Origin of the sequence: Pseudomonas sp. MWU318 (genome assembly GCF_016756945.1) — a bacterium.
GTDB classification, from domain to species: domain Bacteria; phylum Pseudomonadota; class Gammaproteobacteria; order Pseudomonadales; family Pseudomonadaceae; genus Aquipseudomonas; species Aquipseudomonas putida_A.
This window is the reverse complement of the sequence record NZ_JAESJL010000006.1, coordinates 67,246-91,864: the sequence shown is the minus strand read 5'-3', so window position 1 is coordinate 91,864 and position 24,619 is coordinate 67,246. Positions and strand designations below refer to the sequence as shown.

16 protein-coding genes are annotated in these 24,619 nt (G+C 61.6%); 3 read left to right on the top strand and 13 right to left on the bottom strand.

What is annotated here, in order from left to right; genetic code table 11:
• Window positions 1-195: 195 nt before the first annotated feature.
• The 10 genes from JN524_RS15700 to JN524_RS15655 all read right to left on the bottom strand — a co-directional run bounded on the left by JN524_RS15700 (window position 196) and on the right by JN524_RS15655 (window position 14,684).
• Window positions 196-1,614: an FAD-dependent oxidoreductase gene (locus JN524_RS15700; protein ID WP_007909438.1), complete on the bottom strand. Its 1,419-nt coding sequence runs from the start codon at window positions 1,612-1,614 to the stop codon at window positions 196-198.
• A 33-nt stretch (window positions 1,615-1,647) separates the two neighbouring features.
• A complete protein-coding gene (gene gltB, locus JN524_RS15695) occupies window positions 1,648-6,093 on the bottom strand; it encodes a glutamate synthase large subunit (RefSeq protein ID WP_202369915.1) in 4,446 nt (1,481 codons plus the stop codon).
• A gap of 349 nt (window positions 6,094-6,442) precedes the next feature.
• Window positions 6,443-8,032, bottom strand: a complete 1,590-nt coding sequence (locus JN524_RS15690) for an AAA family ATPase (RefSeq protein WP_202369914.1) — start codon at window positions 8,030-8,032, stop codon at window positions 6,443-6,445.
• 10 nt (window positions 8,033-8,042) lie between these two features.
• Entirely contained in the window at window positions 8,043-9,143 is a 1,101-nt protein-coding gene (aroB, locus tag JN524_RS15685; protein WP_202369913.1) for a 3-dehydroquinate synthase, read from the bottom strand.
• A gap of 151 nt (window positions 9,144-9,294) precedes the next feature.
• The gene (gene aroK / locus JN524_RS15680; RefSeq protein WP_027611316.1) at window positions 9,295-9,813 is read right to left on the bottom strand and encodes a shikimate kinase AroK; all 519 of its coding nucleotides are present in this window, start codon (window positions 9,811-9,813) and stop codon (window positions 9,295-9,297) included.
• A gap of 4 nt (window positions 9,814-9,817) precedes the next feature.
• On the bottom strand, window positions 9,818-11,896 hold the full coding sequence (pilQ, locus tag JN524_RS15675) for a type IV pilus secretin PilQ (protein WP_202369912.1): 2,079 nt from the start codon (window positions 11,894-11,896) through the stop codon (window positions 9,818-9,820).
• A gap of 13 nt (window positions 11,897-11,909) precedes the next feature.
• On the bottom strand, window positions 11,910-12,437 hold the full coding sequence (locus tag JN524_RS15670) for a pilus assembly protein PilP (RefSeq protein WP_027611314.1): 528 nt from the start codon (window positions 12,435-12,437) through the stop codon (window positions 11,910-11,912).
• Window positions 12,434-13,057: a type 4a pilus biogenesis protein PilO gene (gene pilO / locus JN524_RS15665; protein WP_202369911.1), complete on the bottom strand. Its 624-nt coding sequence runs from the start codon at window positions 13,055-13,057 to the stop codon at window positions 12,434-12,436. Before pilO ends, JN524_RS15670 begins: the two co-directional genes overlap by 4 nt.
• Window positions 13,054-13,620, bottom strand: a complete 567-nt coding sequence (locus tag JN524_RS15660; protein ID WP_202369910.1) for a PilN domain-containing protein — start codon at window positions 13,618-13,620, stop codon at window positions 13,054-13,056. Before JN524_RS15660 ends, pilO begins: the two co-directional genes overlap by 4 nt.
• Window positions 13,620-14,684 carry a pilus assembly protein PilM gene (locus JN524_RS15655; protein ID WP_096794691.1) on the bottom strand — a complete coding sequence of 355 codons (1,065 nt, stop codon included), beginning with the start codon at window positions 14,682-14,684 and terminating at the stop codon, window positions 13,620-13,622. The genes JN524_RS15660 and JN524_RS15655 overlap by 1 nt, the downstream gene beginning before the upstream one ends.
• A gap of 219 nt (window positions 14,685-14,903) precedes the next feature.
• Between JN524_RS15655 and JN524_RS15650 the strand changes: the two genes are divergently transcribed.
• Complete coding sequence (locus JN524_RS15650; protein ID WP_408980432.1) at window positions 14,904-17,348, top strand: penicillin-binding protein 1A; 2,445 nt, start codon at window positions 14,904-14,906, stop codon at window positions 17,346-17,348.
• Between the two features lie 319 nt (window positions 17,349-17,667).
• On the opposite strand, the gene JN524_RS15645 is transcribed toward JN524_RS15650, so the two are convergent.
• From JN524_RS15645 to rpmE, 3 genes are all read right to left on the bottom strand, one after another.
• Window positions 17,668-18,936 carry a malic enzyme-like NAD(P)-binding protein gene (locus JN524_RS15645; protein WP_041074924.1) on the bottom strand — a complete coding sequence of 423 codons (1,269 nt, stop codon included), beginning with the start codon at window positions 18,934-18,936 and terminating at the stop codon, window positions 17,668-17,670.
• A 183-nt stretch (window positions 18,937-19,119) separates the two neighbouring features.
• Window positions 19,120-19,902, bottom strand: a complete 783-nt coding sequence (locus JN524_RS15640; RefSeq protein ID WP_202370085.1) for a thermonuclease family protein — start codon at window positions 19,900-19,902, stop codon at window positions 19,120-19,122.
• A 41-nt stretch (window positions 19,903-19,943) separates the two neighbouring features.
• Window positions 19,944-20,159, bottom strand: coding sequence for a 50S ribosomal protein L31 (gene rpmE / locus JN524_RS15635; protein ID WP_007968345.1), 216 nt, complete (start codon window positions 20,157-20,159; stop codon window positions 19,944-19,946).
• Window positions 20,160-20,447: 288 nt separating this feature from the next.
• Here rpmE and JN524_RS15630 point away from each other — a divergent pair, with 288 nt between their 5' ends.
• A complete protein-coding gene (locus tag JN524_RS15630) occupies window positions 20,448-22,667 on the top strand; it encodes a primosomal protein N' (RefSeq protein WP_202369908.1) in 2,220 nt (739 codons plus the stop codon).
• A gap of 214 nt (window positions 22,668-22,881) precedes the next feature.
• Window positions 22,882-24,618, top strand: coding sequence for an arginine--tRNA ligase (gene argS / locus JN524_RS15625; RefSeq protein WP_202369907.1), 1,737 nt, complete (start codon window positions 22,882-22,884; stop codon window positions 24,616-24,618).
• Window position 24,619 lies beyond the last annotated feature (1 nt).

Below are 24,619 nucleotides of genomic sequence, written 5' to 3'. Positions count from 1 at the left end.
CACGGATGCAGGTCAGCCTTTTGTCTATCGGGTCAATTTATTGCGTTGGAATACTGATTTTGCAACACCCCAAAACACTGTGGGAGCTGGCTTGCCAGCGATGCAGGCAACTCGGTTTCTCAGGTAAACCTAGTTGATGCTATCGCTGGCAAGCCAGCTCCCACAGGTACTGCATTTCAATCGTTTGGAACGTAATCAGACGCCCAGGTAATCGAGGATCCCTTCGGCGGCATTGCGGCCTTCGAAGATCGCCGTTACCACCAGGTCGGAACCGCGCACCATGTCGCCACCGGCGAAGATTTTCGGGTTGCTGGTCTGGTGCTTGTACTGACCTTGCTCAGGCGCAACGACGCGGCCCTGGCTGTCGGTCTGGATTTCGAACTGTTCGAACCACGGCGCCGGGCTTGGACGGAAACCGAACGCGATGACCACGGCGTCGGCCGGGATGATCTCTTCGGAGCCCGGGATCGGCTCGGGGCTGCGGCGGCCACGGGCGTCCGGTTCGCCGAGACGGGTCTCGACCACCTTCACGCCTTCGACCTTGTCTTCACCGACGATCGCGATTGGCTGGCGGTTGTAGAGGAATTTCACGCCTTCTTCCTTGGCGTTCTTCACCTCTTTGCGCGAGCCGGGCATGTTCGCTTCGTCACGACGATAAGCACAGGTCACCGACTTGGCGCCCTGACGGATCGAGGTGCGGTTGCAGTCCATCGCCGTGTCGCCACCGCCGAGTACCACGACCTTCTTGCCTTTCATGTCGACGAAATCTTCCGGCGACTTTTCAAAGCCCAGGTTGCGGTTGACGTTGGCGATCAGGAAATCCAGCGCGTCATAGACGCCCGGCAGATCCTCACCGGCAAAACCACCCTTCATGTAGGTGTAGGTGCCCATGCCCATGAATACCGCATCGTATTCGGCGAGCAGTTGCTCCATGGTCACGTCCTTGCCGACCTCAGTGTTGAGGCGGAACTCGATGCCCATCCCGGTGAAGACCTCGCGACGATTGCTCAGCACGGTCTTCTCAAGCTTGAACTCGGGAATGCCGAAGGTCAGCAGACCGCCGATTTCCGGGTTCTTGTCGAACACCACCGGGGTCACACCGCCACGCACCAGCACGTCGGCACAGCCCAGACCCGCCGGGCCCGCACCGATGATCGCGACACGTTTGCCGGTCGGTTTGACCTTGGACATGTCCGGGCGCCAGCCCATGGCGAATGCGGTGTCGGTGATGTACTTCTCGACCGAACCGATGGTCACCGCACCGAAACCGTCGTTGAGGGTGCAGGCACCCTCGCACAGCCGATCCTGCGGGCACACCCGGCCACAGACTTCCGGCAGGGTGTTGGTCTGGTGCGACAGCTCGGCCGCCTGGAGGATGTTGCCCTCGGCCACCAATTTGAGCCAGTTTGGAATGAAGTTGTGCACCGGGCACTTCCATTCGCAATACGGGTTGCCGCAACCCAGGCAGCGGTGGGCCTGGTCGGCCGACTGCTGGGGTTTGAACGGTTCGTAGATCTCGACGAACTCTTTCTTGCGTTGACGCAACAGTTTCTTCTTCGGATCCTTGCGCCCGACATCGATGAACTGGAAGTCGTTATTCAGACGTTCAGCCATTGTTAAAACCTCATCAAACTCTTCAGGCGCATATCACTGCGGGTTGGCACGAGTGCTGGAAAGCAACGACTTCAGGTTGGCAGCCTTAGGCTTGACCAGCCAGAAACGACGCAGGTAGTCATCAAGGTTCTCGGCGAGTTCACGACCCCACTCGCTCTCGGTTTCCTTGACGTACTCGTTCAGCACGTTCTGCAGGTGGCTGCGGTAGGCTTCCATCGCCTCGCCGCTGATCCGCTGGATTTCCACCAGTTCGTGGTTGACCCGGTCAACGAAGGTGTTGTCCTGATCGAGCACGTAGGCGAAACCACCGGTCATGCCAGAGCCGAAGTTGTAACCGGTCTTGCCCAAAACGCAGACGAAACCACCGGTCATGTACTCGCAGCAGTGATCGCCAGTGCCTTCCACGACCGTGTGGGCACCGGAGTTGCGCACGGCAAAACGCTCGCCTGCGGTGCCGGCGGCGAACAGCTTGCCGCCGGTGGCGCCGTACAGGCAGGTGTTGCCGATGATGGCGCTGTTCTGAGTCTGATAGACGCTGCCCTTCGGCGGCACGATGACCAGTTTGCCGCCGGTCATGCCTTTGCCGACGTAGTCGTTGGCGTCGCCTTCCAGGTACATGTGCAGACCACCAGCGTTCCACACGCCGAAGCTCTGACCGGCCGTGCCTTTGAAGCGGAAGGTGATCGGCGCGTTGGCCATGCCCTGATTGCCGTGCTTGCGCGCGATTTCGCCGGAGATCCGCGCGCCGATCGAACGGTCGCAGTTGCAGATGTCCAGTTCGAACTCGGCGCCGCTGAGGTCGTTGATCGCCGACGTCGCCATGTCGACCATTTTCTCGGCCAGCAGGCCCTGGTCGAATGGCGGGTTGCGCTCAACGCCGCAGAATTGCGGTTTGTCCGCCGGGATGTGATCGCTGCCCAGCAGCGGGGTCAGATCCAGATGGTGTTGCTTGGCGGTCTGGCCTTCGAGGATTTCCAGCAGATCGGTGCGGCCGATCAGCTTTTCGAGGGAGCGCACGCCGAGCTTGGCCAGCCACTCACGGGTTTCTTCGGCGACGTAGGTGAAGAAGTTCACCACCATGTCGACGGTACCGATGTAGTGATCCTTGCGCAGCTTCTCGTTCTGCGTCGCAACGCCGGTGGCGCAGTTGTTCAGGTGGCAGATGCGCAGGTATTTGCAGCCCAGGGCGATCATCGGCGCCGTACCGAAGCCGAAGCTTTCGGCGCCGAGGATCGCGGCCTTGATCACGTCGAGGCCGGTTTTCAGGCCGCCGTCGGTCTGCACCCGGACTTTGCCGCGCAGGTCGTTGCCGCGCAGGGTCTGGTGGGTTTCAGCGAGGCCGAGTTCCCACGGAGCGCCCGCGTATTTGATCGAGGTCAGCGGCGAAGCACCGGTGCCACCGTCATAGCCGGAGATGGTGATCAAGTCCGCATAGGCCTTGGCCACACCGGCGGCGATGGTGCCGACGCCCGCTTCCGCTACCAGTTTCACCGAAACCAGTGCCTTCGGGTTGACCTGTTTCAGGTCGAAGATCAATTGCGACAAGTCTTCGATGGAGTAGATGTCGTGGTGCGGCGGTGGCGAAATCAGGGTCACGCCCGGCACTGCGTAACGCAGCTTGGCGATCAGCCCGTTGACCTTGCCGCCCGGCAGTTGCCCGCCCTCGCCCGGCTTGGCGCCCTGCGCGACCTTGATCTGCAGCACTTCGGCGTTGACCAGGTATTCCGGGGTGACACCGAAACGGCCGGTCGCGACTTGTTTGATTTTCGAGCTCTTGATGGTGCCGTAGCGCGCCGGGTCTTCGCCGCCTTCGCCGGAGTTGGAACGCGCACCGAGGCGGTTCATGGCTTCGGCCAGGGCTTCGTGCGCTTCCGGCGACAGTGCGCCCAGCGAGATACCGGCGGAGTCGAAGCGCTTGAGCACCGATTCCAGCGGTTCGACTTCGCTGATGTCCAGCGGCTTGTCGAGGGTCTTGACCTTGAACAGGTCGCGGATCATCGACACCGGGCGGTTATCCACCAGCGAGGTGTATTCCTTGAACTTGGCATAGTCGCCCTGCTGCACGGCGGCTTGCAGGGTGTTGACCACGTCCGGGTTGTAAGCGTGATATTCGCCGCCGTGGACGAACTTCAGCAGACCGCCCTGCTGGATCGGCTTGCGCGGACTCCAGGCTTCGGTAGCGAGGGCTTTCTGCTCGGCTTCGATGTCGACGAAACGCGCACCCTTGATGCGGCTCGGCACGCCACGGAAGCTCAGTTCGCAAACTTCTTCGGACAGGCCGATGGCTTCGAACAGTTGCGCACCGCGGTACGAGGCGATGGTCGAGATGCCCATCTTCGACAGGATCTTCAACAGGCCTTTGGTGATGCCTTTGCGGTAGTTCTTGAACACCTCATAGAGGTCGCCCAGCACTTCACCGGTGCGGATCAGGTCGCCCAGCACTTCGTAGGCCAGGAACGGATAGACCGCCGAGGCGCCGAAACCGATCAGCACCGCAAAGTGATGCGGATCGCGCGCGGTGGCGGTTTCCACGAGGATGTTGGAATCGCAGCGCAGGCCTTTTTCGGTCAAGCGATGGTGCACCGCGCCGGTGGCCATGGAAGCGTGGATCGGCAGCTTGCCCGGGGCGATATGGCGGTCGCTCAGAACGATCTGGGTACGCCCGGCACGCACGGCTTCTTCAGCCTGATCCGCAACGTTGCGGATCGCCGCTTCGAGGCCGACGCTTTCGTCGTAGTTGAGGTCGATGATCTGCCGCTCGAAACCCGGGCGGTCGAGGTTCATCAGCGAGCGCCACTTGGCCGGCGAGATCACTGGCGAGCTGAGGATCACGCGCGAGGCGTGCTCCGGCGATTCCTGGAAGATGTTGCGCTCGGCCCCGAGGCAGATTTCCAGCGACATCACGATCGCTTCACGCAGCGGGTCGATCGGCGGGTTGGTGACCTGCGCGAACTGCTGGCGGAAATAGTCGTACGGCGTGCGCACGCGCTGCGACAGCACGGCCATCGGCGTGTCGTCGCCCATCGAGCCAACGGCTTCGTAGCCCTGTTCGCCGAGCGGACGCAGCACCTGATCACGCTCTTCAAACGTGACCTGATACATCTTCATGTATTGCTTGAGCTGATCGACGTCGTAGAACGCCGAACCGTGGTCGTTGTCTTCCATGGTCGCCTGGATGCGCAGGGCATTCTTGCGCAACCATTGCTTGTACGGATGACGGGACTTCAGACGGTTGTCGATCGCGTCGGTGTCGAGGATCTGCCCGGTTTCGGTGTCAACGGCGAGGATCTGGCCCGGGCCGACACGGCCCTTGGCGATCACGTCTTGCGGCTGGTAGTTCCAGACGCCGATTTCCGAAGCAACGGTGATGAAACCGTTGGTGGTGGTGACCCAGCGCGCCGGACGCAGACCGTTACGGTCGAGCAGGCACACCGCGTAACGACCATCGGTCATCACCACGCCGGCCGGGCCGTCCCACGGCTCCATGTGCATCGAGTTGTACTCGTAGAACGCACGCAGATCCGGGTCCATGGTTTCAACGTTCTGCCACGCAGGCGGAATGATCATCCGCACGCCACGGAACAGGTCGATGCCACCGGTGACCATCAGTTCGAGCATGTTGTCCATGCTCGAGGAGTCGGAACCGACACGGTTGACCAGCGGGCCGAGCTCCTCCAGATCCATCAGATCGTTGGTGAACTTGGTCCGACGGGCCTGTGCCCAGTTACGGTTACCGGTAATGGTATTGATCTCGCCGTTGTGGGCGAGAAAGCGGAATGGCTGGGCCAGCGGCCATTTCGGCAAGGTGTTGGTGGAGAAGCGCTGGTGGAACACGCAGATCGCGGTTTGCAGGCGCTGGTCACCCAGGTCCGGATAGAACGCGGCCAGGTCGGCCGGCATCATCAGGCCTTTATAGATGATGGTCTTGTGCGAAAAGCTGCAGATGTAGTGGTCGGTGTCGGCGGCGTTGGCCACCGACGAGCGACGGCGGGCGCTGAACAGTTTGACCGCCATGTCCTGATCGCTCAGGCCTTCACCGCCGATGTACACCTGCTCGATCTGCGGCAGGCGCTCAAGGGCCAGGCGGCCGAGGACGCTGGTGTCGATCGGCACTTTGCGCCAGCCGATCAGTTGCAGGCCTTCAGCGAGGATCTCGCGGTTCATGTTCTCGCGAGCGGCTTCGGCCTTGGCCGGATCCTGGTTGAAGAAGACCATGCCCACGGCATATTGCTTGGGCAGCTCGACGCTGAAGTTTTCCTGGGCCATCGCCCGCAGGAACGCGTCAGGCTTTTGAATCAGCAGACCGCAACCGTCACCGGTCTTGCCGTCGGCATTAATCCCACCGCGGTGGGTCATGCAGGTCAGGGCCTCGATGGCCGTTTGCAAAAGGGTATGACTGGGCTCGCCCTGCATATGGGCTATCAGGCCGAAACCGCAGTTATCCTTGAATTCATCTGGTTGGTACAGACCTGCTTTCATAGACACTTTCTCACCAGGCTGCCTCTTTACGAGGCAAATTTCTTTTCAATTCAACCACTTGCTTGCCGCGCCGAACGTACGCCGGCTTTGCGGGGGCAAAAGGGTGGTCATTGTACACAGCGACACAGACGCTCACAAATTTGACGACGAAATGTCGCAAATCTATGTCGCATTTGTGAAAGGTTTAAAGCGATCTGCTGTGCTAGTCAAAACTTTTTTAATTTTGACCGCAACGACTCAAAGACTACTGTGACGCAGACACCACAAGGCACGCGACCTGGAAGGAAGCGCGCACTCGTAGAAATTTTGAGGTGCTTGGAGAGGCGGCCTGGGTAAGGCCGCCGAATCTTCAGCGAGTTGTTGCCAGTTCCTGTTGGACGCTGGCGACAGTGCGAGGCCAAGGTTTACCAGCCTGAACCTTCGCTGGCAAGGCCTTGATGGCAGAAACGGCTGCATCACGATTGGCGAAATTGCCGTAGGTGATCACGTAGAGAGGCTTGCCGTTGAGGACTTTCTTGAAATAACGGTACTCGCCGCCCTGCTCCTTGACGAAGTTTTGCGCGGTCGCTTCGGAGCTGGTGCCGAGGATCTGCACCACGTAGTTGCTGGTCGGCTGACCGGCGTACCAGCTGCCACCGGCAGCCTTGGCAACGGTAACCGGTTTCTCGGCCGGTTTGGCGGCAGCAACAGGCTTGGCCGGAGCCGGAGTCGGTTTGGCCGCTGGCGCTGCCGGAGCAGGCTTGGCGGTAGCGACCTGAGTCGGTGCCGGGGTCGGCTTGGCGGCTGGCACCGGAACCGGGGTTGGCGCCGGGCCGGCCGGAACACCTGCCGGTGGTGCGGAAGTCGTTACGGTCGGCGGCGTCGCGCTGGACCCTTCGACAGGCACGCCGTCGTCGCCTTCGGTGATACCGCCAGCAGCCTCAGCCAGCGGGCCGCGCATGACCGGTTGCGAGTTGCCGACCAGCGGCAACGGCATCGGCTGGGTATTGCCGGCGAACTCGACATTCGGTGCGCCACCCTTGGCGCCCTGACCCAATGGCAGTTGTGCCTGTTCGTTGGCGGGTGCGCCGGTGGTTGGCGCCTTGTTTCGACCCGGCATCAGCCAGGCGGCGGCGACCGCGACCACAACGACGGCGGATATCGCCAATACGTGTTTCTTCGGCATGTTGAACCCCATACTTGGACGCTTGACCGCAGAGCGGCTGGCAATCATGACTTCGATCAGTGCATCGCGAGCGACCTGGTTGATGTTGCCAGGCCAACCCTCGGCGCTTTCGTGAATCTCAGAGATCTGATCCGCGGTGAAAAGTTCGACACCCCGGCCTGCACCTTCGAGCCGTTGGTCGAGATATTCGCGGGTCTCTTCTTCGGTGTACGGCTGCAATTCGATGACGTGGAAGCGCTCTTCCTCGAGGTGCAAGGCCTCCAGTTGCGCGATCAGCGACGACTCACCGAACAGGAACACATGCGGGCGACCTTCCGGTGCACCGGCCCCTAGCGCCATCAGCGCTTCGAGCGCGGATTCGTCGAGCTGCTCGGCGTCATCCACCAGCAGATAGACCTCCTGGCCGGTAAGCGCGAGCTGCACCACCTGATCCAGAATCGCGCCAACTTCGGCCTGAGCCACGTTCAGTGCCTGAGCCACCTGACGCAGCACGCCGGCGGCATCGCCAGCTCCACGGGCCGACACGACAACGCTTTGTACCGATTGCTTGTTGGTGCTGGCCACCAGCGCCTGACGCAGCAAGGTCTTGCCGCTGCCCTGCGGGCCGGTGACCACCAGCAGCAACTGGCTGTAACGCGCCAGGTGGTGCAATTGCCCCAGCACCGGTTTGCGCTGGGCCGGGAAGAATTTGAAGCCCGGCACCCGCGGCGCGAAAGGGTCGTGACTTAACTGGAAATGGCCGAGGAACGCCTCGTCGGCATGCAAACTAGTCATCGGAATCTTATTAACCTTTAAGCTGAGCCAGAGCGCGGTAATCCGCTCCCAGCGTGGCCTGTAGAACCTCTTTCGGATAATCGGCGGTCACCACCGCTTCGCCCATCCGGCGCAGCAGCACCAGGCGCAGACGACCGTCGATCACTTTTTTATCAATTGCCATATGTTCGAAAAAATCGGCTTCGGTCATTTCTTCCGGCGGAATCACCGGCAGACCGGCACGCTGGAACAGACGAATGCCGCGATCACGTTCCTGCTCGCTGATCCAGCCCAGACGCGCGGACATCTCCAGCGCCATCACGGTGCCAGCGGCCACCGCCTCACCATGCAACCAGACACCATAGCCCATGTGGGTCTCGATGGCGTGGCCGAAGGTGTGGCCGAGATTGAGCGTGGCGCGCACGCCGGTTTCCTTCTCATCGGCACCGACCACTGCCGCCTTGGCCGCGCAGGAGCGCTCGATGGCATAGGTCAGGGCCTTCTGGTCCAGCGCGCGCAGAGCGTCGACGTTGTTTTCGAGCCAGGTCAGGAACGGCTCGTCGCAGATCAGACCGTACTTGATGACTTCAGCTAGACCGGCGGACAGCTCACGCTCTGGCAGGGTTTTCAGGGACGCGGTATCGATCAGCACCACGTTCGGCTGATAGAACGCGCCGACCATGTTCTTGCCCAGCGGATGGTTGATACCGGTCTTGCCGCCCACCGACGAATCGACCTGGGACAGCAGCGTGGTAGGAATCTGGATGAAATCGACACCGCGCTGGTAGCAGGCGGCGGCAAAACCGGCCATGTCACCGATGACACCACCACCGAGGGCGATGATCGTGGTGCGGCGGTCGTGACGGGCAGTCAGCAGGCCGTCGAAGATCAGTTGCAGGGTTTCCCAGTTCTTGAAGGCTTCGCCGTCCGGCAGCACCACCGAGATCACCGAGAACTGCGCAAGGCTGCGGGTCAGACGTTCGAGATAGAGCGGCGCAACGGTCTCGTTGGAGATGATTGCCACTTGCCGCCCATGGATATGCGGCGCCAGCAACTCGGGCTGATCCAACAAACCTTCGCCAATATGAATCGGGTAGCTGCGCTCGCCTAGATCGACCTTGAGTGTCTGCATGTGTCCCCACAGTGAAGATGGAAGCAGGCGTCCTGCCCTGAATTATTGGTTGTCTGCGGCCTATAGCGAATCTGACGCCGCTCGCACGCCATCCGCCACAACCTCGGCGGCTGTGACAGGACGCCGAGGATAGCGCATTTCCGGCGGCGCTTTAACGGGGTGGCAGCTGCGCCAGACGGTCGAGAATGTCGAGCACCACCATGCGCGGTGGCCGTTCGTCGGTTTCAACCACCAGATCGGCGATCTCTCGATAGAGCGGATCGCGGATCTCGAGCAGGTCTCGCAGGGTTTTCGCCGGATCGGCGGTGCGCAGCAAAGGACGATTGCGATCGCGCGACGTACGCCCGACCTGCTGCTCGACGGAGGCATGCAGATACACCACCCGCCCGCCCGCGTGCAGGGCCTTGCGGTTGGCATCGCGCATTACCGCACCGCCGCCGGTCGCCAGTACCACGCCGTCGAACGCGCACAGCTCGGCGATCATCGCCTGCTCACGGTCACGAAAGCCGGGCTCGCCTTCCTTGTCGAAGATCCACGGGATATTGGCGCCCGTGCGCAGTTCAATTTCCTTGTCGGAATCTTTGAACGGCAGGCGCAGCTCTTTGGCCAGCAACCGGCCGATGGTGCTTTTTCCAGCGCCCATCGGTCCTACAAGAATCAAATTTCGCACAGAATCAACGACTCACAGCAATCGCCTGGTTATTCATGATACGCGGAGTGAGAAATACCAGCAGCTCGGATTTTTTCTCCGAAACCACATCACGCCGGAAAAGGCGGCCAAGATACGGCACATCGCCAAGAAATGGCACCTTATCTACGACCTTGCTTTGAGTATTTGAGAAAACGCCCCCAATCACGATGGTCTCGCCGTCGTTCACCAGCACCTTGGCGTTGACCTCGTTCTTCTTGATCGGCGGTACATCCTGCACCTTGTTCAGGTAGTCCGGTTCGTCCTTGGTGACCTTGACCTCCATGATGATGCGGTTGTCGGGGGTGATCTGCGGCGTCACTTCCAGCGACAGCGAAGCCTCCTTGAACGACACCGATGTCGCGCCGCTGGAGCTCGCCTCCTGATACGGAATCTCGGTGCCTTTGAGGATCTTTGCCGTCTCCTTGTCTGAGGTGACCACTTTGGGCTGCGAGACGATTTCACCGTTGCCGGTCTTCTCCATGGCGGTCAGCTCAAGATCGAGCAGCACATTGTCGGTGATGAAGGCGATGCCGATCCCCGAGGTATTACCGACCGTGCCCATGTCGACGAACGGCGAGTTGGTACTGGTACTGCCCGGTGTGCCGATGGTGGTCGACGAGCCATTGCTGACCCCCGAGGTGTTCCAGTTGCCCTTGTTCTGGATCGAGCCGCCCCAGCGCACGCCCAGACTCTTGTCGTAATCGACGTTGGCCTCGACGATCCGCGCCTCGATCATCACCTGGCGCACCGGAATATCCAGTTGCGCCACGATCCGCCGCAGTTCGTCGAGGCGATCCTGGGTCTGGTAGGCAATGATGTTGTTGGTGCGTTCATCGACGGTAATCGAGCCACGCTCGTCGATTTTCGCCTCGGCACTGGTCACCGACTGGAACAGCTTGGCGATGTCCGCGGCCTTAGCGTAATTCACTTGCAGCAGCTCGCGGCGCAGCGGTGCCAGTTCGGCGATCTGTTTCTGCGACTCCAGTTCCTGGCGTTCACGGGCAGCGATTTCGTCGGCCGGCGCCACCAGCAACACGTTGCCGATCTTGCGCTTGTCCAGCCCTTTGGTTTTCAACACAAGATCAAGCGCCTGATCCCACGGCACGTTCTGCAGACGCAGGGTGATCCCGCCCTGCACCGTATCGCTGGCCACCAGATTGAGGTTGGTAAAGTCGGCGATCAGTTGCAGCACCGAACGCACGTCGATGTCCTGGAAATTCAGCGAAAGCTTTTCGCCGCTGTAGCTGTTGCGGTCAACGTTGCGCTTTTGCAGGTCATCGACCGTCATCGGTCGAATGCTGACGGTCAGCTTGTTGTCGGTCTGGTAGGTGGAATAGTCGAACGTGCCGCTGGGTTCGACGGTGATGACCGCACGATCACCGGTGGCGGCAGCGTTGACGAACTGCACCGGCGTGGCGAAGTCCTTGACGTCGAGGCGCACCCGCAGCCTGTCGGGCAACTGCGTGCGGGCAAAGCTCAGGATGATCTTGCCGTCATGCTCCTGAATGTCCGGGGCGATGGTCGGGTCCGACAGGTCGATGACGACGTTGCCCTCCCCCGCAGTGCCACGCTGGAAGTCGACGCCACGAATGGTTTTGGCGACGGGGGTATAAGCCTTCGCCGGCGCTGGAGCCGCGACCGGTCGTGGCGCAACAGCGGCTGGCCGTGGTGCAGCAGGCTTGGCGCCCTGCCCGACCACCACGAACAGATTGTTGCCCTCGACCCGTGAGGTGTAGGGCGTCAGTTGCGTCAGGTTGATGATCAGGCGCGTACGGTCGTTGGCTTCGACCACTGTAGCGGTTCGCGCGTTGCCGCTGCCCAGATCGCGGGTCTTGTTCGTCAGTTGGCTGGCGACACCCGGCAGATCCAGGGCAATTCGCGCCGGCGATTCGGTGGTGTAGCCCTTGGGTTGCGGTGGCGGGCTGTCGAACGACAGCTTCAACTCAATGCGATCACCCGGCAACGCCGCGACATCCAGCGTCTTGAGGCTGGCCGCCTGAACCATCGGTGAAAGCAGCGCTATCCATAGCGAAAAACCGAGGGTGGAGAAAATCCTGTTCATTGTTCGACTTCCACTATGAGTGCTCTTTCAAAGGAATGGTGCGCGGACGTTCCAGCCAGGCGCCTTCGCCGTCGGGCACGATCTCGACCACATCGACCTGAGTGGCGCTGATGGCGACAATGCGCCCGTCGTTGCGCCCCAGGTAGTCGCCGACTTTCAACCGATGCACTGCACCCGCCCCGCGCAGCAAGGCAAAGGAGCCGCTGGCATTGGAGATCGTGCCAACCATTTCAAACTGCTCGATGTTGAAACCTTCGAGGTATTGCTTGACCCGGTTGGGGTCGGGTTTGACGTTGCGCGAGCCACGCTGCTGCCCGGCCAGATCGACGCGCACCTGGCGCGAGAACGGGCTACGCAGGTTGGCCGCGCTGTAGGTAAAAGTAGGATAGGAATGAAACGTCGGCGTCGGCTCGATCCGGCCGGCCGGGCGCAGACGCACCTCGTTCATGTAGGCATCGAGGTCGCTGAAGTCATCTCCACCAAAGCATCCGCCAAGACCCAGCAACAGCACCGACAGGGCGAAATAACGGATCGGGGTCATTTGTCCAACCCCTTGTCGTTATAGCGGTAGGTCTTGGCGAGAATGCTCATGCGCAGCTTCGTCCCGCCGTCGGGATTGGCCGGTGCCAGTTCGAAATCGTGCAAGGTGACAATCCGTGGCAACCCGGCGACGCCACTGACGAAGGTCGCGAGGTCGTGGTAAGCCCCGGTGACAGTGATCTGGATCGGCAACTCGATGTAGAACGGCTGGGTCACTTCCGGCAGCAGCTTGATTTCTTCGAATTCGAGACCACTGCCCAGCCCGGTGCGGGTGATGTCTTCGAGCAATCCCGGGACTTCGGTGTCGCTGGGCAACTGCCGCAGGAGTACGCCGAAGGAGTTCTCCATCTCCTTCATCTGCTGGGTGTACAGATCCAGATTGGCGGCCATGTGCGCCTTGCTGGCGAACTGCTCCTTCAAGGTGTCCTCTTCCTGACGCTTGGCTTCCAGCTGGTTTTCCATGTCGCTGATGAAAAAGTTATAGCCAAGCGCCAACACCAGCACCGCCAGCAAGGCTCCCGCGATGGTTTTCACCGCGGCGGGCCAGGAGCCGATATTGCTGGTGTCCAGATCGTTGAAGTCGATATTGCGCAGACTTTGCAGCCATTCGGACGGCTTCATTTGTCGCCCTCCGTCGCGGCTGGCTGGGTCTGACGCACGGTCAGCTGAAAGACGTTGGCCTGATCCACCTGACCGGCAGTCGTCGCTTTCACTTCATTAAGACTCGGCGCATCGAACCAGTCGGAAGCATCCAGATTGCGCATCAGCTCCGAAACGCGGTTGTTCGACTCCGCCGCGCCGCTGATCGACAGCGTCTTGCCGAGCAATTTCACGCTGGTGAAATACACCCCGTCCGGCAGCGTGCGCGCCAGCTGATCGAAGATCCGCCCGCTGATCTGCCGGTTGCCCTGCAGGTCCTGGATGATGCGCATGCGCTCGACCAGTTGCTGGCGCCGCGCCTTGAGCTCGCTGATCTGCTTGATCCGCTCGTCGACCACGGCGATCTGTTTGCCGATGTAGTCATTGCGTGCTGCCTGCCGCTCGATGGCGGTACTGAAGACCTGATCGGCGATGAACACTGCGCCCACCGAACCGACGAACACCCCGATCAGGATCAACAGGAAGCGTTTGCGCCGCTCTTCGCGGCGCTCCTCACGCCAGGGGAGAAGGTTGATCCGCGCCATCAGTCGAAACTCCTGAGCGCGAGCCCGCAGGCAATCATCAGGGCCGGTGCGTCACTGGCCAAGGCCCCGGCGTTGACCTTGCTGCTCAAGGCCATGTCGGAAAACGGGTTGGCGACCTGGGTCGGGGTGCCCAGACGCTGTTCGATCAGCCGATCCAGCCCCGGCACCGAGGCGGTGCCGCCGGCCAGCAGAATGTGATCGACCGCGTTGTACTGCCCGGAGGCAAAGAAGAACTGCAACGAGCGCGAGACCTGCTGCACCAGAGCATCACGGAACGGTTGCAACACCTCGCTGACATAGTCGTCCGGCAGACCGCCCTGCTTTTTCGCCAGCCCGGCCTGCTCGACAGTCAGGCCGTAGCGGCGCTGAATTTCCTCGGTCAGTTGCCGGCCACCGAACAGCTGCTCGCGGGTATAGATGATGCGGCCGTTGTGCAGGACGCTGAGGGTGGTCATGGTCGCGCCGATGTCCACCACCGCCACGGTCAGGCGTTCCTGCGAGGCTGCCAGTTGAGTGGCGAGCAGGCCGAACGAGCGCTCCAGCGCATAGGCCTCGACATCAACCACGCGCGCGGTCAGCCCGGCCAGCGCCAGCGCCGCTTCGCGGACTTCGACGTTTTCCTTGCGACAGGCGGCCAGCAGCACGCTGACCCGCTCCGGGTTGCGCGGCGACACGCCCTGGACTTCGAAATCGATGGCGACTTCGTCCAGCGGATAGGGAATGTATTGGTCGGCTTCGATCTTCAGCTGGTTTTCCAGCTCGTCATCGGTCAGCCCGGCGTCCATCTCGATGATCTTGGTGATCACCGCGGAACCGGCCACCGCCACCGCCACGCTCTTGAGCCCGGTGCGCGCCTTGACCAGCACCCGGGACAAGGCATGGCCCACGCCTTCGAGCTCGGCGATGTTCTTTTCGACCACGGCGTTGGGCGGCAGCGGCTCTACCGCGTAGGCCTCGACCCGGTAACGGTCGCCCTGACGGCTCAGCTCCAGCAGCTTCACCGAAGTGGAGCTGATGTCGATCCCCAGTAACGTATTGGTCTTTTTCTTGAAGAGTCCCAGCACTACCAATTCCCTATGACTTTCCGTGAGTTACGGACTCTGTAATACGCATTGCGTTCCTTCACCCCGTCTTGACAGAAGCGCAAATGACGCCCCCAGCAGAAAAGTGCTTATAATGCCCAGCGTTTTTTTCCGCTTTTTACTGCCGGCCCAGGCTGTTCTGTGTGTTACCGGAACCCTGTCGCCCAATTCATTCTTTGCCCTGGATGTTCAAAAGCCTTGATTCGTCTGCTGAAATTTTTCGGTTGGTCCATCGTCGCCGTTTTCTGCGGACTGCTTTTAGGTCTCAGCGGCGCGTTTCTTTACCTTAGTCCGGGTTTGCCGTCTGTGGAGGCGCTGAGAAGCATTCAGTTGCAGATTCCGCTCCGGGTCTACAGCAGCGACAACAAATTGATCGCAGAATTTGGCGAAATGCGCCGTACTCCGATCCGTTTCGCCGACATTCCACCCAATTTCATTAATGCGTTACTAAGTGCTGAAGACGACAATTTCGCCAACCACTATGGCGTCGATCCGAGCAGCCTGATGCGCGCCGCGACCCAACTGGTCAAAAGCGGGCACATTCAGTCCGGCGGCAGCACCATCACCATGCAGGTGGCGAAGAACTTCTTCCTGACCAGCGAACGCAGCTTCTCGCGCAAAACCACCGAGATTCTTCTGGCCCTGCAGATCGAGCGGCAGTTGACCAAGGACGAGATCCTTGAGCTGTACGTGAACAAGATCTACCTGGGTAACCGCGCCTATGGCATCGAGGCGGCGGCGCAGGTGTATTACGGCAAGTCGATCCGTGATGTCAGCCTGGCGCAGATGGCGATGATCGCCGGTCTGCCGAAAGCCCCGTCGCGCTTCAACCCGCTGGCCAACCCGGCGCGCAGCAAGGAACGTCGCGACTGGATTCTCGGACGCATGTACAAGCTCGGGAAGATTTCCGAGGCTGACTACACCGCCGCGATCAACGAGCCGCTAAACGCCAGCTATCACGTGCCGACCCCGGAAGTGAACGCACCGTACATCGCCGAAATGGCCCGTGCCGAAATGGTCGGTCGCTATGGCAGCGACGCTTACACCGAAGGTTTCCGCGTCACCACCACGGTGCCGAGCAACCTGCAGGAAATGGCCAACACCGCGCTGCACGAAGGTTTGATGACCTACGATCAGCGCCATGGCTACCGCGGACCCGAGTCGCGCCTGCCGGGTAAGACTCACGAAGCCTGGGCGACCGAGCTGACCAAGCAGCGCACCATCAGCAGCCTGGAGCCGGCCATTGTTACCCAGGTCGACAAGAATGGCTTGCAGGTGCTGACCCGTACCGGCGAAGAACACGTCGCCTGGGACACCATGAAATGGGCGCGGCCGTTCCTCAACACCAACAGCATGGGCGCCGCACCGCGCCAGCCGTCGGATGTGGCGCAGGTCGGCGACCTGATTCGCGTGCAGCGTCAGCCGAACAATTCGCTGAAATTCAGCCAGATCCCGCAGGCGCAAGGCGCGCTGGTGTCGCTGGATCCGCAGAACGGCGCGATTCGCTCGCTGGTCGGCGGCTTTGCGTTCGAGCAGAGCAACTACAACCGCGCCCTGCAGGCCAAGCGTCAGCCGGGTTCGAGCTTCAAGCCGTTCGTCTACAGCGCTGCGCTGGACAGCGGTTACACCGCCGCAACCCTGGTCAACGACGCGCCGATCGTGTTCGTCGACGAGTACCTGGACAAAGTCTGGCGGCCGAAGAACGACACCAACACCTTCCTCGGCCCGATCCGTCTACGCGAGGCGCTGTACAAGTCGCGTAACCTGGTGTCGATCCGCCTGTTGCAGGCGATGGGTGTGGGCAAGACCATCGACTACATCACCCGTTTCGGCTTCAACAAGCAGGACCTGCCGCCGAACCTGTCGCTGGCGCTGGGCACCGCGACCCTGACCCCGATGGAAATCGCTACCGGCTGGAGCACCTTCGCCAACGGCGGCTACAAGATCACCCCGTACATCATCGACAAGATCGAAAGCCGCAACGGTGACACGCTGTTCGTCGCCAACCCGCCGACCGTGCCACAGGGTGGCTCGGCGACCGATGGCATCGCGGCGCCGACACCTCAGTCGATCACCGTCAACGCCGCACCGGTTCCGGGTGAAGCCCCGGGCACTGCCGCAGCACCACAAGCGCCGGCCGTGGCCGAGCGGATCGTCGATGGACGTACCACGTACATCCTCAACAGCATGCTGCAGGACGTGATCAAGCTCGGCACCGGACGCCGCGCACTGGCCATGGGCCGCAGCGACATCGCCGGCAAGACCGGTACCACCAACGAATCGAAGGATGCATGGTTCTCCGGTTACAACGCCGATTACGTGACCACCGTGTGGACCGGTTTCGACCAGCCGGAAAGCCTCGGTCGCCGCGAGTTCGGCGGCACCGTGGCGCTGCCGATCTGGATGAACTACATGTCTGCCGCGCTCAAGGACAAGCCGCCGCACGTGCAGCCTGAGCCGGAAGGCATTCTCAGCCTGCGGGTGGACCCGGTCAGCGGTCGTGCGGCAACGCCGAGCACGCCGGGCGCCTACTTCGAGCTGTTCAAGTCGGAAGACACGCCGCCCTCGGTGAATGAGCTGGGCAACGGCGCCGTACCGGGCAGTCCGCTGCCGGCGGATGAGCAGGCACCGATCGATCTGTTCTGATCAATGCGCCCCAAAAAGCCCCGCCTTCGAAAGAAGTGCGGGGCTTTTTTATGCCTGAAAATCAAGAGCCCCTCACCCTAGCCCTCTCCCGGAGGGAGAGGGGACTGATTGGGGGATGCTCGGGCGTTGCGCCGACCTGAACGTGCTGTGCCGAATCCATAATCGACACCACCCTTATAGGTCGGCGTATGAACCCAGACAACCCGGTCAGTCCCCTCTCCCTTTGGGAGAGGGTTAGGGTGAGGGGGCTCTTGATCTTCAGGCACAAAAAAGCCCCGACTCTCACAAGCCGGGGCTTTCGTTGAAGCGCTACAACGGCTTAGCCGTTGAACACGTCATCCACGCTTTTCAGCGGGTAGTTCTTCGGATACGGCAGGGTCGCCACACCGGTCTCGATCGCAGCCTTGGCCACAGCGTCGGAGATCAATGTGATCAGGCGCTTGTCCATCGGCTTCGGAATGATGTACTCACGGCCGAATTCCAGCGGCGCACCGCCGTAGGCGTCGCACACGTCCTGTGGCACTGGCAGCTTGGCCAGTTCACGCAGGGCGTTGGCCGCAGCCACTTTCATTTCTTCGTTGATGCGCTTGGCGCGAACGTCCAGGGCACCACGGAAGATGAACGGGAAGCCCAGAACGTTGTTGACCTGGTTCGGGTAGTCGGAACGACCGGTGGCCATGATCACATCGCTGCGGGTGGCGTGCGCCAGTTCCGGGGAGATTTCCGGATCCGGGTTCGAGCAGGCGAAGACGATCGGGTTGGCCGCCATCGACAGCAGGCCTTCAGCGCTCAGCAGGTTCGGGCCGGACAGACCGACGAACACGTCAGCGCCTTGCAGAGCGTCAGCCAGGCTGCGCTTGTCGGTGGCGTGAGCGAACACGGCTTTGTACTGGTTCAGGTCATCACGGCCGGAGTGGATCACGCCGGTACGGTCAACCATGAAGATGTTTTCGATTTTTGCGCCCATGCTCACCAGCAACTTCATGCAGGAGATGGCCGCAGCGCCGGCGCCGAGGCAGACGATCTTGGCTTCCGGCAGGGTTTTGCCGGCGATTTCCAGGGCGTTGATCATGCCCGCAGCGGTCACGATCGCGGTGCCGTGCTGGTCGTCGTGGAATACCGGAATGTCGCACTGCTCGATCAGAGCACGTTCGATCTCAAAGCACTCAGGCGCCTTGATGTCTTCCAGGTTGATGCCGCCGAAAGTGATGGAGATGCGTTTTACGGTGTCGATGAAGGCTTGCGGGCTTTCGGAGTCGACTTCGATGTCGAATACGTCGATGCCGGCGAAGCGCTTGAACAGTACGCCTTTACCTTCCATCACTGGCTTGGAGGCCAGTGGGCCGAGGTTACCCAGGCCCAGAATCGCGGTGCCATCGGAAATGACTGCAACCAGGTTGCCCTTGCCGGTGTATTTGTAGGCCAGTTCAGGATCGCGGGCGATCTCACGCACTGGTTCAGCTACGCCGGGGCTGTAGGCCAGCGACAGGTCGCGGGCGGTAGCAGTGGCCTTGGTGAGCTCGACACTCAGCTTCCCTGGACGAGGATTGGCATGATATTCGAGAGCGGCAGTTTTCAGATCAGACATTTTGGCATTCCGCTTTTTACTGTTGGACAGACTGGTCAGCGAGGATACGCGCCTCGCAAAGTCCCCACAAGACTGAGCAGTCACCCCTGTCAAGCGCGCTGTCCTACGACTTTGGGCCAAGAGCCACGGCGCACAAGGGCTTGACTGTTCACAATCGAGAGAAAAAATGTCTACAATTTTTCTTCAACGCGCGCTTTGCAGCATCGACGGATCGGTCAGCGGCAGCAGCCAACGCGGCTGACCCGGTTTCAACCCGCCACGCCGCGAACGGTCGACGACCCAGCCGCGAGCCTCGATCTGCCTACCTTGCAGCGCCTGCAACCGGACGTTGTCGAACTGTCCGACCAGATTGGGTGCAATGCGCAGTACAACCGAGTCCTGCAACTCGATCCAGATTCCGCCGCGATTGCGCTGAACCATGCTCACACGCCCACTGACCACGGCGAAACCCGAAGCGCGGATCTGCTCCGCTTTCAGTACAGGTGGCTGGCGCCACAGGCCTCGACCGGCCTGCCGGGCGCTGTGTTCGGCCGCCTGCTGACAGGCCACAAGATCGACATTCGGCGCCACCGCCACCTGAAAACCAAGGCCGTCGGCGAGCATTTGCGCTTCAAGATTGGTGCCGTTGGTGCCGTAGACATGCGCGAGGGTGCGACCGTAATGGTCTTTGGCCTGCTTGCCGGGGAGCAGACCGACCCGACCGCGGCTGTCCGCCACCAGTGCTTCAAGGCGTTTGCGCGCCGCCACGGCGAAGGGTTCGTCACTGCGGCCCTGCTTGCCCAGCTCCGGGGTATTGAGACCGATCATCCGCACACTGCGCCCATCGCTCAGGCGTAGCGTGTCGCCATCGACCACGCGCTGGACGCTGACGCTGCTGAGGCCGGCAGGCGTGGGGCAAAATGCCTGGGCTGCGGACAGCCAAATCGCGGACACAAAAAAGGCGCCCACAAGGGACGCCTTTTTCATCAGCCTGGAGAAACCGTCGAAGTTTTCCAGAATGACCAATCTTACTTCTTGGCGCCGAAGGCACCGAAACGGTCGGCGAACTTCTGAACGCGGCCACCGGTGTCCAGAGTCTTCTGCTTACCGGTGTAGAACGGGTGGCACTCGTTGCAAACGTCGATCGCCAGGGCTTTGCCGAAGGTCGAACGGGTTTCGAACTTGTTGCCGCAGCTGCAGGTTACTGCAACTTCTGGGTAATTCGGGTGGATATCAGCTTTCATGATGTCTTCCTCAGCTAGCGTGCCGCCACCCAACACTATTGTTGAATACCGCACGTAATTAGGCCGCGGATTCTACCAGACAATGTCAATCGCGCAAGCTGTCCCTGAGACCGACCGTCTGCTAGGCTCCCGGCCCATTGCGCTGTCCCTGTGGGAGCGAGCCTGCTCGCGAAGACGATCTATCAGCCAGCATATCAGCCGCCTGACACACCGCTTTCGCGAGCAGGCTCGCTCCCACAGGTTATATACGCAGTCCTTTTAATCGCCTGCTGATCGAGATCCCCCCGCGTGCCCGACGCCATTCTGCGCCTCGCCCTGCCTTCGCCCCTGCGCCGCCTGTTCGATTATCGGGCGCCGGCCGGGGTGTCGCGTGCCCAGTTGCAACCGGGCATGCGCCTTCGTGTGCCGTTCGGGCGGCGGGAGATGATCGGGATTCTGATCGAAGTCGCCGACACCAGCGATGTACCGCTGGAAAAACTCAAACCGGCGTTGGCCCTGCTCGATGCAGAGCCGCCGCTGCCGCCCGCACTGTTCAAGCTGTGCCTGTGGACGTCGCAGTATTACCAGCACAGCCTCGGCGACACCTTGAGCTGGGCGCTGCCGGTGCTGCTGCGTCAGGGCGAACTGGCCGAGGCGCGACAGGAGCGCTTCTGGTCAGTCGCCCCCGGCGCCAGCCTCGATGATCCGCGCGTCGCCCGCGCGCCACGGCAACGGGAAGCGCTGGCGACGCTGGCGCAGCACCCGCACGGCGTCGCCCATCAGTTGTTGAGCAAACTGATGCTGAGCAAGGACAGCCTCGACCTGCTGCTGGCCAAAGGGCTGGTGCAGGTGGAGATTCGCCGGCACGCCCCTGGCGTGCGCCATGAACACTGGTTGGCGCAACCGGAACTGCCGCTGAACACCGAACAACGCGCCGCTTACGAGGCGATCCGCGCCGGGTTCGACAGTTATCACGCGTTTCTGCTGGCCGGGGTCACGGGCAGCGGCAAGACCGAAGTCTATTTGCAACTGATCCGCGAAACCCTTGAAGCCGGCAAGCAGGCACTGGTGCTGATTCCCGAAATCAACCTCGGTCCGCAGACCCTGGCGCGTTTCGAGCAGCGCTTCAACGCACGCATCGCCCTGCTGCATTCGGCGGTCAACGACCGCGAGCGCCTCGACGCCTGGCTCGCCGCCCGCGACGGCGAGGCCGACATTATTATCGGCACTCGCTCGGCGCTGTTCACCCCGATGAAGAACCCGGGGCTGATCATCATCGACGAAGAACACGACGGCTCCTATAAACAGCAGGAAGGCCTGCGCTACCACGCCCGGGATCTGGCACTGGTGCGCGCGCGACAGGAAAACATCCCGATCGTCCTAGGGTCCGCCACGCCTTCACTGGAAAGCCTGCACAACGCCTACACCGGTCGTTATGGCCTGCTGCGCCTCAACGAGCGGGCCGGCGGCGCCAGGCAACCACGTTTCCTGCGGCTGGACGTGAAAAGCCGCCCGCTGGACAGCGGCATTTCCGGGCCGATGCAACAAGCCATCGGCCAGACCCTCGCGGCCGGCCAGCAGGTGCTGGTGTTTCTCAACCGGCGCGGCTTTGCGCCGACGCTGCTGTGCCACGATTGCGGCTGGATGTCCGAGTGCTCACGCTGCGATGCGCGAATGACCGTGCACCAGCGCTACGGCGAACTGCGCTGCCACCACTGTGGCAACGTCGAGCGCACGCCGCGCCAATGCCCCAAGTGCAACAAAGTCGATCTGCGGCCGGTGGGCGCCGGCACCGAACGCGCCGAAGAACGCCTGGCGATTCTGTTCCCGGACTACCCGGTGCTGCGCGTCGACCGCGACAGCACTTCGCGCAAGGACGCGATGAATCAGCTGTTCGCGACCATTCAGAAGGGTCAGCCATGCATTCTGGTCGGCACGCAGATGTTGGCCAAGGGGCACCACTTCCCCCGGGTCACGCTGGTGTCGATTCTGGATGCCGACGGCGGGCTGTTCTCCGGAGATTTCCGTGCCAGCGAGCGCATGGCGCAGTTGATCGTGCAGGTCGCCGGACGCGCCGGGCGGGCGGAAGAGCCGGGCAAGGTGATCATCCAGACCCACCTGGCCGACCATCCTTTATTGGTGCAACTGACCGAGCAGGGCTACTTCGCCTTTGCCGAACAAGCCTTGAGCGAACGCCGGGCTGCCGGACTGCCACCGTTTTCACACTTGGCCCTGTTGCGTGCCGAAGCGCACAAACCGGGGCAGGCCGAAGGTTTTCTCGATGAGGCATGCAGCGCCGCCGAACGCTTGCTGGTCGAGCAGAATCTGAGCGGCATCGAATTGCTCGGGCCGGTGCCGGCGCCGATGGAGCGCCGCGCCGGTCGCTATCGGGCGCAGCTATTGTTGCAGGCTACGGCGCGGGCGCCGCTGCATCGGTTGCTCAGCAGCTGGTTGCTGGAATTAGAGCAGATGCCGAGCGGGCGGGCGGTGCGCTGGTCGCTGGATGTCGATCCGGTGGATTTGTACTAGCAGATCAAAAGATCGCAGCCTGCGGCAGCTCCTACAGAATCGAACGTGTTCCCCTGTAGGAGTTGCCGCAGGCTGCGATCTTTTGCTTTTAATGTCACCACATATCCACATCCTGCCTGCTAAGGTTGGCAAGCCCGTCTTCGCAACGGATAATGCCCAGTTTTTCCACCCGCGCATCGATGCGCCGCCGCGCTTGCGGTCGAAAGAGAAGACCATGAAAGACACCATTCGCCAGCTGATCCAACAAGCCCTCACCCAACTCGTCAACGAAGGTGTGTTGCCTGAAGGCCTGTCGCCGGCGATTCAGGTGGAGAACGCCCGCGACAAAACCCACGGCGACTTTGCCAGCAACATCGCCATGATGCTGGCCAAGCCTGCGGGCATGAAGCCGCGCGATCTGGCGGAGAAAATCATCGCTGCGCTGCCGGCCGACGAGAACGTCACCAAGGCCGAAATCGCCGGCCCCGGCTTCATCAATTTCTTCCAGAACACCCAGGCCCTGGCCTCGCGCCTCGACGCCGCCCTGGCCGACGCCCACGTTGGCGTGCGCAAGGCCGGTCCTGCGCAGCGCACCGTGGTCGACCTGTCGGCACCGAACCTGGCCAAAGAAATGCACGTCGGCCACTTGCGCTCGACCATCATCGGCGACGGCGTGGCCCGTGTTCTCGAGTTCCTCGGCGACGAAGTGATCCGCCAGAACCACGTGGGCGACTGGGGCACCCAGTTCGGCATGCTGATGGCGTATCTGCAGGAAAACCCGATCACCAGCGACGAGCTGTCCGATCTGGAAAACTTCTACCGCGCCGCCAAGCAGCGTTTCGACGAATCCGAAGAGTTCGCCGACCGCGCCCGTGGTCTGGTGGTCAAGCTGCAGGCCGGCGATGCCGAGTGCCTGGCGCTGTGGACCAGGTTCAAGGACATCTCGCTGTCGCACTGCCAGAAGATCTACGAACTGCTCAACGTCAAACTGACCATGGCCGACGTGATGGGCGAAAGCGCCTACAACGACGACCTGATCAACGTGGTCAACGACCTGAAAGCCGCCGGCATGCTGGTCGAGAGCAACGGTGCCCAGTGCGTGTTCCTCGACGAGTTCAAGAACGCCGACGGCGACCCGCTGCCGGTGATCATCGTCAAGGCTGACGGCGGTTACCTGTACGCCACCACTGACCTGGCAGCCGTGCGCTACCGCAGTGGCAAGCTGAAGGCCGACCGCGCGCTGTACTTCGTCGACCAGCGTCAGGCCCTGCACTTCCAGCAAGTGTTCGCCGTGGCGCGCAAGGCCGGTTTCGTGACCCATCCGATGGAAATGGAGCACATGGGCTTCGGCACCATGAACGGCGCCGACGGCCGTCCGTTCAAGACCCGTGATGGCGGCACCGTGAAGCTGATCGATTTGCTGACCGAAGCCCAGGAACGTGCCTACAACCTGGTCAAAGAGAAAAACCCGACACTGGCCGAAGACGAACTGCGCAACATCGCCAAGGTTGTCGGCATCGGTGCGGTGAAATACGCGGACCTGTCCAAGCACCGCACCAGCGACTACAGCTTCAACTTCGACCTGATGCTGAATTTCGAAGGCAACACCGCGCCATACCTGCTTTACGCCTACACCCGTGTCGCCGGGGTGTTCCGCAAACTGGGCAAGGACTTCAGCGAAGTCGATGGCCAGATCGTCCTCGAAGCCGCGCACGAGCAAGAGCTGGCGGCGAAGCTGGCGCAGTTCGGCGAAGTGCTGAACAACGTCGCGGAAAAAGGCACACCGCACATCCTCTGCACCTATCTGTATGACGTCGCCGGTCTGTTCTCCAGCTTCTACGAGAACTGCCCGATCCTCGCCGCCGAGACGCCGGTCCAGATGCAGAGCCGTCTGCGTCTGGCCGCGCTGACCGGTCGTATTCTCAAGCAAGGCCTGGAACTGTTGGGCCTGGAAACTCTGGAGCGCATGTAAG

Excerpts from the sequence above, each read along its gene's own strand:
- JN524_RS15700 (WP_007909438.1), bottom strand. The coding sequence starts at position 1,614 with ATGGCTGAACGTCTGAATAACGACTTCCAGTTCATCGATGTCGGGCGC.
- gltB (WP_202369915.1), bottom strand. The coding sequence starts at position 6,093 with ATGAAAGCAGGTCTGTACCAACCAGATGAATTCAAGGATAACTGCGGT.
- JN524_RS15690 (WP_202369914.1), bottom strand. The coding sequence starts at position 8,032 with ATGACTAGTTTGCATGCCGACGAGGCGTTCCTCGGCCATTTCCAGTTA.
- aroB (WP_202369913.1), bottom strand. The coding sequence starts at position 9,143 with ATGCAGACACTCAAGGTCGATCTAGGCGAGCGCAGCTACCCGATTCAT.
- pilQ (WP_202369912.1), bottom strand. The coding sequence starts at position 11,896 with ATGAACAGGATTTTCTCCACCCTCGGTTTTTCGCTATGGATAGCGCTG.
- JN524_RS15670 (WP_027611314.1), bottom strand. The coding sequence starts at position 12,437 with ATGACCCCGATCCGTTATTTCGCCCTGTCGGTGCTGTTGCTGGGTCTT.
- pilO (WP_202369911.1), bottom strand. The coding sequence starts at position 13,057 with ATGAAGCCGTCCGAATGGCTGCAAAGTCTGCGCAATATCGACTTCAAC.
- JN524_RS15660 (WP_202369910.1), bottom strand. The coding sequence starts at position 13,620 with ATGGCGCGGATCAACCTTCTCCCCTGGCGTGAGGAGCGCCGCGAAGAG.
- JN524_RS15645 (WP_041074924.1), bottom strand. The coding sequence starts at position 18,936 with ATGTCTGATCTGAAAACTGCCGCTCTCGAATATCATGCCAATCCTCGT.
- JN524_RS15640 (WP_202370085.1), bottom strand. The coding sequence starts at position 19,902 with ATGAAAAAGGCGTCCCTTGTGGGCGCCTTTTTTGTGTCCGCGATTTGG.
- rpmE (WP_007968345.1), bottom strand. The coding sequence starts at position 20,159 with ATGAAAGCTGATATCCACCCGAATTACCCAGAAGTTGCAGTAACCTGC.
- argS (WP_202369907.1), top strand. The coding sequence starts at position 22,882 with ATGAAAGACACCATTCGCCAGCTGATCCAACAAGCCCTCACCCAACTC.